Here is a 16,692-nt window from a genome sequence, read left to right as displayed (position 1 = left end):
ATAGATGAATTATAGAAAACTTGCTAGTGCTTTCGTTACATTCGGTCTTCTTTGCCCTTTATCAACAGAAGCTATTCATTCTCAAGAATTAGACAAAAGTGCAGTCAAAGTTGAAATTGCTCAGCCTGGTTTAACAATCGGGAAATTAACACAACCTCAAAATGATACGAAAGAAAATATTGCTAAAAAGTATTTAAAAGGTGAGGTAAATGGGGCGAAAGCTCAACAAGAACAAGTCACTACTGAAAAAAATGTAGATTTCCAACCTACCAATAAAGAAACCAAAGAAAATCAAACCGAAGTTCGCCTTGCACAAACATATAAAAACTATAAAGTATATGGCCAAGATCTCATTGTAAAAGTAGATAAAAATGGAGTGATCACAACTGTTAGTGGTAAAGTTGTTCAAAATTTAAATCAACAACCTAATCTTACTATAACAAATTTTTTGTCGAAAAATGAAGTAAAATCTAAATTACGCGATATAGTTCAAATTCCAAGCGATGCAGTTGAGACTGAATTCTCTAGCGAAACCGTTGTTTATAAGAAAAAAGATGGCTATTATACATTCGCAACTGTTATTACATTTACTTATGAAAACAATGAACAAATTATAAACGGCAATGCTATCGTTGATTTAAAAACTGGCGAAGTACTTTTTCAAGAAAAATTCATTAAAAACAAAGAGAATAAGACTATAAATCAAGTAACATCACCTAGATTATCCCCTGCAAGTGAGCAAGGAACTGGGAAAAATGCACTTCAAGAAAACATCTCTTTCAATATTGCCAAAGGAACTGATGGAAAATTTTATTTAGCGGATTTATCACGCGGAAATGGTATTTATATTTATAATGCAAACTACGCCGATTCCCTTGGAGGATATAGTCAAGCTGGTTATCCAGGGACACTAATTTCAAGTAGTACTCCTAATTTTGCAGATAAAGAAGCCGCGGGCGCTATGAAGAACATGAGTGATATTTACGATTACTTTAAGAAAGAACATAATCTAAAAAGTTACGACAATAAAGATTCAAAAGTTGTTGCTAGTGTACACGGTTTTGATTCTACTGAAGTTAGTGATGGTGTAAAAGAAGACTATGTAAATGCATTTTGGCATCCCGCTTGGAACCAAATGGTATTTGGTGATGGTTTAGACGGAAAACTAACATCCGCTCTTGATGTAACAGCTCATGAATTTGGACATGCTGTATTCAGTGGCACGACGAAAAATAAAGTCGTGAGATATCCAAGCGCTGAAACATCTGCACTAAACGAGGGATTAGCGGATTTCTGGGGTACACAAATCGAATATTACGTAAAGAAAGATAAAGGAAACTGGATTATGGGCGATACATTAGGTGGCCTAACAATTCGTGATATCCCAAGGGAAATTGGTGACGGCGGTCATAAACTATATACAAATTTACAAGATTTCTATAACGATGGTAATAATCAAGAATCACACGTGAATTCTGGTATTATCAGTCACGTATTATATCAATTAGCTGAAGGTAAAACATATAACGGTATTGCTGTTCAAAAACAAGGAAATGAAAAAGTAAGTAAAGTTGTTATGCGTGCATTGCAAAATTATGCAACTTCCGCTGAAGACTTTGAATCACTTCAATCTCATATCGTACAAGCTGCAAAAGATTTATATGGCACTGCCGTATCAAATGAATTTGCAAAGGCATTTGAAGCACACGGTTACAAACCGTTACAAAAAGTAAATCAAGTAATAGAAGTACAATAATTATAAAAAGAAGGTTACCTCTCATAGGTAACCTTCTTTTTATATCCAACCCTTTTCTTCCGCAATTGTAATTGCCTCAATTCTATTTTTCGCATCAAGCTTCGCTAATACTTCAGAAATATAATTACGTACTGTACCCGGCGAAAGATAAAGTGCCTTCGCAATTTCGTTTGCCGTCTTTCCTTCTTTCGCAAGCAACAGTACTTCCTTTTCGCGATCTGACAACGGATTTTGCTCCTGCCATAAGCCAAACATTAAATCTTGGGAGACCTCTCGTTTCCCCTTCATTACATTACGAATTGCTGCCGCTAAATCTTCACTTGGGCTATCCTTTAATAAATAGCCGTGCACACCAGCTTTCATTGCTCTTTCAAAATATCCCGGCCGTGCAAATGTTGTTAAAATCATTACTTTGCATGATGATTTTTCTTTCTTTAAAGTCTCAGCGACATCCAATCCACTTTGAATCGGCATTTCAATATCCATAATACTTACATCTGGCTTTAACGATTCAATTAATTTTAACGCCTCTTCTCCGTTCGCAGCTTGCCCAATTACTTCGATATCATCTTCTAGATCAAGCAGGGCCCCTAATGCACCACGAAGCATCCGCTGGTCTTCTGCAATAATAATTCGAATCATGCCCTCACCTCATCTTTTCCTGTTCTAATAACAACTGGAACTTTTACCGTTAATAACGTCCCTGGATTGATTGTACCTAGTTCAACAAATCCATCAATAAGAGCAATTCGTTCTTTCATGCCGCGAATACCATTTCCATCATGATTTTGATCTGTTAAACCGATTCCGTTATCTTCTACTTTCAAAATCAGTTCACCTTGTGATTCTAATACAGAAACTGCGCACCGCGTTGCCTTACTATGTTTTACAACATTTGTAACGGCCTCACGTAAACACATCCCGACAATATTTTGTTCAATTGGTGATAACGAGCTCGATCTTGCTTCTTGCCTCACTTCTAATTCAATATTAGCTGCTTGTAAGATCGCTTTTATTTGCTCTAGCTCTTCTTCTACCGTAATCATACGCATATCAGAAATTAATTCTCTAAGCTGTTTTAAGGCGGTACGAGAAGTTTGTGTAATTTCCTTCGCTTCCGCACTTGCACGCTCTGGATTTTTCACAATTAACTTCTCAACGAGCTGGCTTTTTAAAGTAATAAGAGATAACGTATGCCCTAATGTGTCATGAAGATCTCTTGCAATTCGCTGCCGTTCTTCACGTTTTACTAAATCTTTAATTTGCTCGTTCGCCTCATCTAATTGATTTCTTAACATCTTTTTCTGATTAAAATTACGCATACCAAATGGCGTAAGAAGCATTAAAATAAACATCGGAACGATATTTACTAAACTTGTAGTTGTTAGTTGATTCATATTTACAAATAAAAATGCTCCAAGCATTATAACTAACGAGCATAACAGCACTCGAAATACTTTCTTATTTGGCGCAAATCCCATCGCACTTGCTGTGAAAAAGCCAAAAAATATCATAAAAGGATTATAAAATAAAGCAAATAAAAAGGTGAGTATCATTTGAATGCATGCCCATAAAATAAACGTCTTCTGAACAAAATATAGCTGACGGTATGTGATAATAAAAAGTATCAACATACCGCTTCCTAGCACAAGCTTCCATCCTGATGCTTGTGCTAAATGATAAATTGGAAATAATAAATATACAAGCCACATGTACGGAAAAAATCCCATATGTTTCGGAAAAATCTCAATCCTCTTCTTCTCTATCATTTATACCGCTTCCTGTCTTTTTCTTATATATATTGATACTACAACAAATATAAGGAAATAACCTCCTAATACCGCGATATTTTCCCATCCAATTGATTTTCCAGCTACAATATCCCACGCACCACTTCCGAAATGGTATGTCGGTGTCCATTCACCAATCGTTCTTAATATTTTTGGGAATATTTCAATCGGCATCCACAACCCGCCAACTATAGCTAAACTCATATTTAAAATATTTGCTAAGCCAGCAGCTGCGTCCGCCTTCTTAATGGAACCTATTACTGTTCCTAACGCTAAAAATGGTGTTACCCCTAACAATAACCATAACCCCGCACCAATCCATTGCCCTACCGTTAACTCAACATGATTAATTAGTATCCCTGCAATAAAGATAACTAATATTGAAAAAGCATTTACTACTGTTTGAGCGATAATTTTTGCTGTTAAATATGCTCCCTCTGGAAGCGGTGTAATTTTTAGAAGATGTGTCCATCCTTGCCCTCTTTCCTGAGAAAGTCTCACACCGAAACTAAAGAGTGCAGTCCCTACAATACTGAAAGTTGCCATCGAAATTAAATAATGTGCTTTCCACGCATCTCCGTTTTGTGGTACTTGAACAACATTTGTGAAAATGTAGTAAAACATAACAGGCATTAATAATGAGAAAAAGATAAATAATTTATTGCGGAATGTACGTAAAATTTCTATTTTGCACTGCATCCATAACGCTCTCATGCGATTTCCTCCTTCTGATTTGCAACGAATTGTTCAAATGCCTCATCAAGACTTCCACGTTCAACTGAAACATCTGTTACAGGTAAACTCCTTTGATAAATGGCTTTTAAAGTTGCATCCGTATCCTCCGTTGTTAAAATGAAGCGTCCTTCGTTTGACTTTACTTCTGTTACATTTGGTAATTCCTTTAGTAATTTTGTAGGAATGCTTTCCTTTGAGTAAAATGTGATTGTTTTTCTCGAAATTGTTGCTTTCATTTCGTCTGGTGTACCATCTGCGATAATCTTTCCGTTCGCAAATAATAAGATACGATTTGCTAAAGCATCTGCTTCTTCTAAATAATGCGTCGTTAAAATAATCGTTTTCCCTTCACTTGCTAACTTTCGAATCGTTTCCCAAAACGTTCTTCGAGACGTAATATCCATTCCGACTGTCGGCTCATCTAAAAATAACAAATCTGGATTTCCCGCAAGTGCAAGCGCAAAGTTTAACCTTCTTTTTTGCCCACCTGATAACTTCTCACATCTTTGCTTTCGCTCTGATTCTAAATTTGATAACTGCAGTAACGTTTCTTTCGCTATAGGATTCGTATAATAACTACGGAATAACTCAATTGCCTCTTCCACCGTAATACTATCAATGACACTTACTTCTTGCAGCATCGCACCGAGGCTATTACGAACATCTCTATGCTTTGGACTCTTTCCAAATATAAAGACCTTACCTTCTGTTGGGTCCTTTAATCCAAGCATCATCGACATCGTCGTTGTTTTCCCCGCACCATTCGGACCAAGTAACGCTACTATTTCCCCTTTATTTACATGAAATGAAACATTATTTACTGCGTTTTTATGTTTAAATGTTTTAGAAACACCATTTACTTCAATAATCTTTTCCATCTCTCCACCCCCGCTGTTTCTTATATTTACATTGTATTACTTGGAAAACTTAGGAAACAGTATGATGCGTCATGACATCGATATGACAATTGTCATGTATTCTTTATGAGAGGAATCAACCCGTATACCGCAAGCGAGTAGCAGGACGAAAATAAACATGATACAATCGGATAAGATATATATTCGAGGAAGGACAGTGGTTTTCATGATTATTCGTAATGAACAAGATTTAGAAGGCTTACGAAAAATCGGCCGCATCGTTGCGCTTGCACGTGAAGAAATGAAAAAACAAGCGAAGCCAGGTATGACAACGAAAGAGCTTGATTTGATCGGTAAAAAAGTATTAGATGAGCATGGTGCTATTTCTGCACCTGAAAAAGAATATGATTTCCCAGGTGTAACTTGCATTAGTGTAAATGAGGAAGTTGCTCATGGTATTCCAGGAGATCGTGTATTAAAAGAAGGCGACTTAGTAAACGTCGATGTATCTGCTGCACTTGATGGCTATTATGCAGATACAGGCATTTCATTTGTTCTTGGAGAAGACGAGGCAAAAGAAAAACTTTGCCAAGCAGCAGTTGATGCATTTTGGGCAGCAATGAAAAAGGTTAGAGCTGGCTCAAAACAAAATCAAATTGGTCGTGCTGTTTCAAACTTCGCACATAAAAGTGGATACAATGTTATTCAAAACTTAACTGGTCACGGCATTGGTCTTAGCTTACATGAAGCACCAAATCACATTTTAAGTTACTATGATCCAATGGATAATGCGCTTCTAAAAGACGGTCTTGTTATCGCTGTAGAACCGTTCATCTCTATGAAAGCTGATCATATTATTGAACGTGGTGACGACGGTTGGACATTCGTTACACCTGATAAAAGTCTTGTTGCACAATGTGAACATACTGTTGTCGTAACACGCGGCGAGCCAATAATCTTAACAGAAATCTAATACCAAAAACGGCTGTTTTGTAGATTTATTCCACATAAAACAGCCGTTTTTATTTTTGGGAAAATATGTGAACCATTGTTGAACTCTTTATCATTTAAGTATATAATCTTTAGCGGAGGTTACTTAAGCTTATCTTTACTAAAAAGATATTGTAACTAAGGAGTAAAACACCTTCTTTCTTATTGTTTAAACAGGCTCAAAAATGACCGTAGTAACGTGTTAGTCGAATATTCTGTAATCCTTATATTTCTCTAACAATGTAAGAAACTATCACCTTTCAACTTCGGTCCACTAGTCGCACAACTCTCTTTAGACAAAATAAATGACTATTTTCAAAGTACATATTGTCTTCATTCTGACCAAAACCAACCCTATCTAGATTTTTATTTCCACATAACTTTAAGGCAAAAATAAGCCTTCACAAAGGGATACACTACCTTGGTTAGTATGTATCGTAAAACTTACCTTTATAACCATTCTTTTTTACTAGATATACATGAAAACTATCTCACATATAAAGGTCTGATATCATTATTTATATCAGTATTTTTTTCGACATTTTTTGTCGAATTGTGTATATTTCCATAGAACTGTGTAAATATACATTTTGTTTTACGTTAAATAATATTGCTTTGAACATAATTCTGTTTGTCTGAGAACGCGTATAGAAACGGAGGGATAACAAAAATAAATAGCTTATAACAAATACTTTTAATATTCCATTTGTTCATGTGGAATAAGTCCCCAATGGACAAATGAATGTTCAGAGGAGGAAAAATGAAAAAACTTTTTAATGTATGTTTAATTGTATTCGTACTATTTTCGCAACTTGCTAGTTTTCCATACAATCAAGTAAGAGCGGAAACCTTAACAGGAGATTCCTTATTTGACACTGTTGAAATGAAAGATGCAACGAATCATATTATTGACGAATCAAAAAATCCTAACAATTTAATAAAGATAGGATCAACCATTCAAGTAGAATACGCTTGGTCAATAAAAGATCAACAAGTTGCACACGCAAATGATACAGCAGTAGTTCAAATACCACTTGCATTAAAAGTATCTAAAGATTTGCAAGGGGATTTAGTAACGGATCAAAAAAATATTGGTCAATATTTTATAACAGCTAAAGATAATAAATTAAAATTAATATTTAATAATCAAGTAGAAAATTTGAAAGATGCTAAAGGAAAAATTAAAGTTGATACCGTGTTTAACTCAACTTTAAAACCTGGGGAAAAATCAGTTCAAATCGCTTTTCCTTTAGGAACAATGGTTCAGCCTATATCAGTTCCTGTTCAAGTAGAAAACTCTAAAGAAGATGGCACCAAACAGGATACTAATAAACAAGCGCAAGATCCAGTAGCTAAACCTGTTACTGACAATCCGGAGCAAGATCCAGCAACTAAAACTGTTACTGATAATCCGGAACAAAATCCAGCAGCTAAAACTGCCACTGATAATCCGGAACAAAACCCAGCAACTAAAACTGTTACCGATAATCCGGAACAAAACCCAGCAGCTAAAACTGCCACTGATAATCCGGAACAAAACCCAGCAGCTAAAATTGCTACTGACAATCCAGAACAAAAGCTATCAAGCGACCCTGCTGAGAATACAAATTCAGGTCCAAAGCAAATAACAACAAACATTTTAACCAGTGTAAAGTTGACGGATAAAGACGGAAAACCATTTACAGAGGATAACCGTCCAAGTACAGATTCCCCTGCCAATATTGAGTTTACATGGGAACTTTTAAAATCAATGAATGTGAAAAATGGAGATTACTATATTTTTGATCTTCCTAAACATTTTAAGATTTACAATACAATTAACAGTCCTTTATATGATAGTGAAAACCATCAAATTGGTAATTTTACTGTTACAAAAGATGGAAAAGTCACGATGACATTCAACGATTATGTTGAAGAGCATCCAGATGTTGCTGGTAACCTACAATTAAAGACAGAATTTAATAAAGCTGAAATTAAAGGTACAACAACACAAGAAATTCCTTTCCCGATTAAAGATAAGGATGTTTCTATTACAGTTGACTTTAAGCCTAATGTACAAACAGCTACGAATAAAAAGGGTTTACCTGATAGACCAATTAATACAAATGAAATTAATTGGAAAGTAGAGATGAACAAAACGAAAGACACCCTTAAAAACGCTGTTTTTAAAGATAACATTCCACAGGGTACAAGCTTAAATAAAGATTCTATTAAAGTTTATTATTTAGAAGTTGATGTTAATGGGAATGTAACGCGTGGTGCAGAAGCTGAGCCAACAGATTACAATATTATTTCATCAGATGGCTCAAAATTGGAGATTGCTTTCAAAGATTCTATCAATAAAGCATATCAAATCGAATATGCCACAAAAATTACTGATGAAAATATTAAAAGTTTCCGAAATAACGTTACGATAACGAGTGATAATCAAAAGCAACAAAACGCAAGTTCTACTGTAACGGTTTCTCGTGGTACACACTTAAATAAAACAAGTAAATATGATCCAAAGACGCAAACAATTGAGTGGACAATTACTTACAATGGTGATCAAAGAGAGATCAAAAAAGCAGATGCGATTTTAAAAGATATTTTTGACGATACACACGAACTAGATGCAAATTCTATTGTTGTAAAAAACGCTTCTTATAATGAAAAAGGAACGCTTGTAACAGGAGACGCTGTTAATAATTACACTGTAAGTAACAAGAAGAATGGATTCGATTTACAGTTTAATGATGATATTAATAGTGCTTATGTGATTACCTATAAAACCAAGCCAACTAATAAAGTTATAGAAGATGGAAAAGTAAAAAATAAAGTTACAGCTGATAATGATTCAAGTAAAGAAAATGAAGCTAGCTTCAAGCAGCAAAATATTATTAAATCTAATAATAAAGCTGAAACAAATTATAAAGACAAAACAACAACTTGGACAATTATAGTAAATAATAACAACTATCCATTAAGCAACGCGATTATTACGGACACCTTTGATCATGGTGGATTACAATTAAAAGATAAGAAACTAGAAATTAAAGACGGAAATTATACCCTTCAAGCTGGGACTGACTATGTTTTAGATGTAACAGATAAAGGCTTCAAAATTACTCTTATAGGTACGTATCAGTCTAATATGACAAAGACATTAGTCGTAAAATATACGACAGACTTTGATTATACAAAGCTAGAAAGTGGTAAAACTTCATTTAAAAATACAGGTAACCTTTCTTGGATAGATACGGATTCTAATCCACAATCAAATAAAGTTGAAGCTAATTTCGATCCTGATACTTTCACAAAGGCAAATGGTTATAAATACGGTTCTTATAACGCCCAAACGAAGGAAATTACTTGGATAATAGGCTTTAACTATAATAATGTTGAGATTAAAGATCCTTATGTTATAGACGTAATACAAGATAAACAAAAATTAGTGCCTGGATCCATTGAAGTGCGCGATATGATTCTAAATGGAAATCCTGATAATGCACAACCTGGTAATGCTGTACCAACTGAGAAATATGAACTTGAAGAACCTACAGAGAAAAATAAAAACACCCTAAAGGTTCATTTCAAACAATCAATTAATTCACCTTACTATATTATCTTTAAAACAAGCCTTGATGGTGAACTTATCCAAGGCACCTACAAAAACGAGGCAGATTTAAAAGATGGCTCTAAAATCGTAAACACCCTTACAGGTGACACTCAAGTAAATAAAGGTGGTAGCTTCGTTACTAAAAAAGCTGTGCAAGACGACAACTATATTAATTGGAGTATCGCAATTAACGAAAGCCAATCAACCATTGCAGATGCCGTTGTAACAGATGACCCAACCGAAAATCAGGTAATTGTGGAAGATTCATTCCACTTATATCCTACAACTGTTGATCCATATGGAAATTTAACAAAAGATACAGTAAACGAATTAAAAGAAGGAACAGACTATAAACTCAAAATAACAACAGACAATAATACCGGAAAGCAACATTTCGAAATTGCCTTCTTGAAAAAAATTGATCGAGCTTATATTTTAGAATATCGCTCACTTATTAATGCAGACGATAAAGAAAAAGTAAGTAATAAAGCGAAAATCACAGGCAATAAGTTGACAGTTAAAAACACAGAAACTACTGAAACGATTGAAGTGAGAATGTCTTCTGGTTCAGGCGGAGGATCTGCTACTAAAGGCCGTGGAAACCTTGAAATTATAAAGGTAGATAACGACAATAAGAACGCACTATTAGCTGGGGCAGAATTTACTTTATACGATCGTACAGGTAAAACTGTTATCCGTAAAATTACAACAGACAAAGACGGTATCGCTAAATTTAATAATTTAAAACGCGATAAATATTTATTAAAAGAAACAAAGGCTCCTGAAGGCTATGTAATTAGCTGGGATTTAAAACAAGGGAAAATTGTTGAACTTGGTACACAAGAGACTACAACATATAAACTTGCAAATAAGAAGTTTGTCGGTAAAGTAGTTTTAACAAAGTCTGATGACCTGAATAAAAACGTCACACTGCAAGGTGCCGTTTTCACACTACTTGATAAAGACAAAAAAATAATTTCAGAACACGAAAAATTAACAACAAATGATCAAGGACAAATTACTGTAGATAATTTAAAACCAGGAACTTACTACTTACAAGAAACAACTGCTCCTGAGCATTATAAATTAGACAGTACACCTATTCAATTCACAATCAAAGAAGATCAAACAACAGTAATAAACCGAACTGCAATAAACAGTTTGATTCCAGGATCGGCCATTTTAACAAAATTCGATAAAGATGGAAAAACTTTAGCAGGTGCGGAGTTCAGTGTACGCGATCGATATAACAAAGTAATTCGTGGATATGAAAAATTAACGACAAATGATCAAGGACAAATCGAAGCAAAAGATTTACGCCCTGGAGACTATCAATTTGTCGAAGAAAAAGCACCTAAAGATTACGACATAGATAAAAAACCAATTGAGTTTACAATTATAAAAAGTCAAAAGAAAGCAGTTACTGTTACTGCGACGAATCACCTCATTAAAGGTGGTGTCACTTTAACAAAAGTCGATGATGTCGATGGCACTGCCCTTGAAGGTGCTGTATTTAAAATTGTCGATGCGAATGACGAGAAACAAGTAATTCGTGAAAATATAAAAACAGGTTCAGATGGAAAAGTTACCGTTAAAGATCTAGAGCCTGGTGTTTATAAATTTATCGAAACAGAAGCTCCTAAGGATTATACGTTAAGTACAAACCCTATCGAGTTTACAATTGATAAAAGCCAACAAGCTCTTGCTACTGTTACGGCAAATAACAGCTTAAAAACGGGCGAGGTTGAATTATTAAAAGTTGATGAGTTTGGTGAGAAAAAACCACTAGAAGGTGCTGTATTCAAACTTGTCGATACAAATAATAATGACGTTTCCCCTCACACTAACTTAACTACTGATAAACACGGTAAAGTTAAAGTTAGTAACCTACGTCCTGGTACGTATAAATTTATTGAAATAGCTGCTCCTGAACATTACGTTTTACGAGCAGAACCTATTGAATTTACAATCGATAGAAGTCAGAAAGAAACTCTACTTGTGAAAGCTGAAAATGCTTTAAAACCAGGAGATGTTGAATTAACAAAAGTTGATGATATCGATGGTACAGCTCTTGAAGGTGCTGTATTTAAAATTGTTGATGCAAATGATGAAAAGAAAGTTATTCGCGAAAATGTAAAAACTGGTGCGGATGGTAAAGCTATCGCTACTGGCTTACGCCCTGGCGATTATAAATTTATCGAAGTAACAGCACCGAAGTATTACGAAAAAAATACAAAACCAATTAAATTTACGATTACAGAAAGTCAAACAACTCAGGCTACTGTTACCGCTAAAAACAGCTTAACAAAAGGCGGTATTGAGTTAACAAAAGTGAATGCTGCAGATGAAAAGGAAACACTTGAAGGTGCAGTATTTAAAATCGTTAATAGAGATACTAATGAAGATGTTCGTACGGACCTTGTTACGAATAGTAAAGGAATGCTAGTTGTAGATGACTTACGTCCTGGTAACTATAAGCTTATCGAAACAAAGGCTCCAACTTATTACGATGTAAATGTAGAACCAATTGAATTTACAATCGAAAAAGGACAACAAAAACTCCTTCCACTTACATTTAAAAATAGTTTAACGAAAGGAAAAGTTAAACTTATTAAAGAAGATGATGTGGAAAGTAGTAAAGCTCTTGCCGGCGCTGTATTCACATTGCAAGATGCAACTGGCAAAGAAATTATGAAAGATTTAACAACAGATGATTACGGAGTATTAGTTATTCCTGATTTAGCACCAGGGGATTATCAATTTATCGAAACAAAAGCCCCTGAACATTATAAATTAGACAAAACACCTATTAAGTTCACAATTAAAAAAGGTAGTAAGGAAGATCTTCCTATCCCTGTTACTGTAAAAAATAGTTTACTTACAGGTGGCGTCACTTTAACAAAAGTTGATGATGTTGATGGCACTATTCTTGAAGGTGCAGAATTTATAATCGTTGACGCTCATGATACTAAAAAGGTAATTCGCAAAGGTTTAACGACTGATAAAAACGGTAAAATTTCTGCTTCTGATTTACGTCCTGGAGACTATCAATTTGTTGAAGTAAAAGCTCCAAAAGACTATAGCTTAAGCAAAGACTCTATTCCGTTTACTATCGAAAAAAGTCAAAAAGAGAATATTACTGTTACTGCTACTAACAGTTTAAAGAAAGGTGCAGTAACATTAACAAAAATTGATGACATCGATCGTACGATGCTCGAAGGTGCAATCTTTAAGATTGTTGATATGAATGGTAAGGAAGTTCATACGAATCTTGTTACAGATAAAAACGGTAAAATTTCTGTTTCTGATTTACGCCCTGGAGACTATCAGTTCATTGAAACAAAAGCTCCTGAGCACTATGTATTAGATGAAACAACGATTCCATTTACAATTGAAAGAAGTCAAACGAAAGAGATCAATGTTACAGGCAAAAATGCTTTGAAAAAAGGTAGTGTTGAACTAACAAAGATTGACGATATTGATATAAATACAAAACTTGCTAACGCCGTATTTAATTTATTAGATGCAGACGGGGAGCTAGTTGAAGAAGGCTTAAAAACAAATGATGAAGGTAAAATTGTTGTTGAAAATCTACGTCCTGGTACGTATCAATTCGTTGAAACAATTGCTCCTGAACATTACGATTTAGATAAAAAACCTATCGTATTTACAATTAAAAAGAGCCAAACTGAAACTCTTCATATCACTGCTACAAATGCTTTAACAAAGGGTGCAGTTAAACTTTCTAAAGTAGACGATGTTGATGGCACTGTTCTTAAAGATGCAGTATTTAAAATTGTTAATATGAACGGTGATGTAGTTCATAAAGACCTTGTTACAAATGAACAAGGAATAATCGAAATTAACGACCTACGTCCTGGTGATTACCAATTTATCGAAACGAAAGCTCCTAAGCATTACGTTTTAGATGAAACACCAATCAAATTCACTATTGAAAAAGGACAGAAGAAAGCTATTTCTTTAACTGCTAAAAATAGCTTAAAACAAGGTAGTATCGAATTACTTAAAGTTGATGATTTAAACACTCAAACAAAACTTGCTGATGCGGTATTTAATTTATTAGATCAAGATGGCAAAGTACTTAAAACAGATTTAAAAACAAACAGTGAAGGTAAAATCGTTATCGAAAACTTACGTCCTGGTACGTATCAATTCGTTGAAATAACGGCTCCTGAACACTATGATTTAGACAAAAAACCAATTATATTTACAATTGAAAAAAGCCAAAAAGATATTGCTACCGTTACTATGAAAAATAGTTTAACAAAAGGCGGCGTGGAACTTTCTAAAGTGGATGACGTCGATGGCACTACTCTTGAAGGCGCAGTATTTAAAATTGTGGATATGAATGGCACTGTAATTTGCAAAGATCTTGTTACGAATCAACAAGGTAAAATTAGCGTTTCTGACCTACGTCCTGGTGATTATCAATTCATCGAGACAACGGCTCCGAAACACTATGATTTAAACAAAGAGCCAATTCCATTCACAATCACAAAGAGCCAAGCTGATCCTATCTCCGTTACAGCTACAAATAGCTTAACGAAAGGCGCTGTGGAACTTTCTAAAGTAGATGATGTAGATGGTACTGCTCTTAAAGATGCGATATTTAAAATTACTGATATGAATGGTAACGACATTCGCACTGAGCTTACAACAAATGTACATGGAAAAATTTATGTTTCTGACTTACGTCCTGGGGACTATCAGTTTATTGAAACGAAGGCTCCTGAACACTATAAATTAGATAGTACACCTATTAAGTTTACAATTAAGAAAAGCCAAAAAGAAAAGTTCCAAGTTACTGCTACAAATAGCTTAACTGAGGGTTCTGTAGAATTAATAAAAGTAGATGATATAAATCCAGATACAAAACTTTCTGATGCAGTGTTTAACATCGTCGATGCGAAGGGTAAAATTGTTCGTTCTGATTTAACTACTGATAAAGATGGAAAGATTTCTGTTTCTGATTTACGTCCGGGAGATTATCAGTTCATTGAAACGAAAGCTCCGAAAGATTACGATTTAAATAAAACACCTATCGATTTCACTATCGAGAGAAGTCAACTAACTCACGTTTCTGTTACTGCTAAGAACGGCCTAACAAAAGGTGGCGTGGAATTAACGAAAATTGACTCTGTAGATAAAAAAGAAATGCTAGAAGGTGCGGTATTTAAAATTACTGATATGAATGGTAACGACATTCGTACGAATTTAGTTACAAATAAAGATGGTAAAATCATCGCTAAAGACCTACAACCAGGAGACTATCAATTTATTGAAACGAAAGCTCCTAAACATTACGACTTAAATGAAGAACCAATTAAGTTCACAATCGAAAGAAGTCAAACAAAGCATGTCTTCGTTACAGCTATTAATAGCTTAACGAAAGGTAGTGTGGAGTTAATTAAAGTTGATGATGCCAAGCAAAACACAACACTTGAAGGTGCAGTATTTAAAATTGTTAATAAGGATGGACACGATGTTCGTACCGATTTAACTACTGATAAAAACGGCCGTTTAGTTGTGGATGAATTACCACCAGGAGACTATGAGTTTATTGAAACAAAAGCTCCTGAACACTATGACTTAAACGACACACCTATTAAGTTCACAGTTAAAAAAGGCCAAGAAAAAATCGCCTCTGTTACTGCTACTAACAGCTTAACTAAAGGCGCAGTTGAATTAACTAAAGTTGATGACATCGATGGTACTACTCTTGAAGGGGCTATCTTTAAAATTGTAGATATGGACGGCAAGGATGTTCGTTCTGATCTAACTACTGATAAAGATGGTAAGATTTCTGTTTCTGATTTACGTCCGGGAGATTATCAGTTCATTGAAACGAAAGCTCCTAAGCATTATGACTTAAATCAAAATCCTATCAAGTTTACTATTGAAAAGAGTCAAACTGCTAAAGCTTCTGTTACTGCTACGAATAGCTTAACGAAAGGTGCAGTTGAATTAATTAAAGTTGATGACATCGATGGCACTACTCTTAAAGGGGCTATCTTTAAAATTGTGGATATGAACGGCAAAGACGTTCGCACCGACTTAACTACTGATAAAGATGGTAAGATTTCTGTTTCTAATTTACGTCCAGGTGACTATCAATTCATTGAAACGAAAGCTCCAACTGGCTATGATTTAAACGTTAAACCAATTCCTTTCACAATTACGAAAGGACAATCTCAGGTTACCTCTGTTACAGCCTTAAATAGTTTAACAACAGGTTCAATTGAGTTAACTAAAGTTGATATTGATCACCATGGAACACTTGAAGGTGCCATTTTCAATATTTTAGACCAAGATGGAAAAGTTATCCGAGAAGGTTTAAAAACAGATCAACACGGAAAAGTAATCGTAAATGATTTGAAACCTGGTACTTATCAATTAGTAGAAACAAAGGCTCCTAAAGGCTATCAATTAGATGCATCACCAATAAACTTTACAATTGATAAAGCCCAAGCTACGCCACTACAAATTACAGTTTCAAATAAAAAAATTGAATCTTCTTCAGGTGGAGATGACAAGCCAGTTACTCCCCCAAATAAAGAAGAAAACAAAGGCAATGAAATATCTGAGAAACACGAAAACGGAACTTCCGAAGAAACATCGAATAAAACAGATAACAAACAGCAAGATGATCGAAATACGGATAAACACCTTCCAAATACAGGTCATAAAGAAGACCCTACACAAACAGTAGGTATCCTTCTTCTACTAGCTGGATTATTAAGTATTTTGGCTACAAAACGCAAAAAAAATTATTAATAATTTTTTCACATCCAATCAATCTCTCAATTGATTGGATGTTTTTTTATACAAAAAGGACGATACATAAAGTATCGTCCTTTTAACGGGGTGAGGCTGCCCAAAAGTACGGAAAACCTTTGAACAGCCTCTTATTTTCATATGGATGCCTTACATATATCACTGATAATA

At 34.7% G+C, this 16,692-nt stretch carries 7 protein-coding genes; 3 read left to right on the top strand and 4 right to left on the bottom strand.

Annotated elements, in window-relative coordinates:
- The first annotated feature begins 4 nt into the window (after window positions 1-4).
- Window positions 5-1,756 (top strand): M4 family metallopeptidase, encoded by a 1,752-nt coding sequence (locus ACTFP3_RS18605; protein WP_440010967.1) that lies wholly within the window; start codon window positions 5-7, stop codon window positions 1,754-1,756.
- A 39-nt stretch (window positions 1,757-1,795) separates the two neighbouring features.
- Here ACTFP3_RS18605 and ACTFP3_RS18600 read toward each other — a convergent pair whose 3' ends face one another.
- From ACTFP3_RS18600 to ACTFP3_RS18585, 4 genes are read right to left on the bottom strand one after another with little or no spacing between them, the layout of a single operon-like run.
- A complete protein-coding gene (locus tag ACTFP3_RS18600; RefSeq protein WP_000619259.1) occupies window positions 1,796-2,398 on the bottom strand; it encodes a response regulator transcription factor in 603 nt (200 codons plus the stop codon).
- Window positions 2,395-3,525, bottom strand: a complete 1,131-nt coding sequence (locus ACTFP3_RS18595) for a sensor histidine kinase (RefSeq protein ID WP_440010965.1) — start codon at window positions 3,523-3,525, stop codon at window positions 2,395-2,397. The genes ACTFP3_RS18600 and ACTFP3_RS18595 overlap by 4 nt, the downstream gene beginning before the upstream one ends.
- Window positions 3,526-4,260, bottom strand: a complete 735-nt coding sequence (locus tag ACTFP3_RS18590; protein ID WP_001202430.1) for an ABC transporter permease — start codon at window positions 4,258-4,260, stop codon at window positions 3,526-3,528.
- Window positions 4,257-5,159, bottom strand: coding sequence for an ABC transporter ATP-binding protein (locus ACTFP3_RS18585; RefSeq protein WP_000411129.1), 903 nt, complete (start codon window positions 5,157-5,159; stop codon window positions 4,257-4,259). Before ACTFP3_RS18585 ends, ACTFP3_RS18590 begins: the two co-directional genes overlap by 4 nt.
- Before the next feature lie 157 nt (window positions 5,160-5,316).
- Between ACTFP3_RS18585 and map the strand changes: the two genes are divergently transcribed.
- Window positions 5,317-6,111, top strand: coding sequence for a type I methionyl aminopeptidase (gene map / locus ACTFP3_RS18580; protein WP_003313889.1), 795 nt, complete (start codon window positions 5,317-5,319; stop codon window positions 6,109-6,111).
- A 777-nt stretch (window positions 6,112-6,888) separates the two neighbouring features.
- Window positions 6,889-16,521 (top strand): SpaA isopeptide-forming pilin-related protein, encoded by a 9,633-nt coding sequence (locus ACTFP3_RS18575; protein WP_440010962.1) that lies wholly within the window; start codon window positions 6,889-6,891, stop codon window positions 16,519-16,521.
- The last annotated feature ends 171 nt before the right edge of the window (window positions 16,522-16,692 follow it).

The organism is Bacillus cereus group sp. MYBK5-2, assembly GCF_051915685.1.
Taxonomy (GTDB): domain Bacteria; phylum Bacillota; class Bacilli; order Bacillales; family Bacillaceae_G; genus Bacillus_A; species Bacillus_A cereus.
This window is presented reverse-complemented; position numbering and strand designations above follow the sequence as displayed.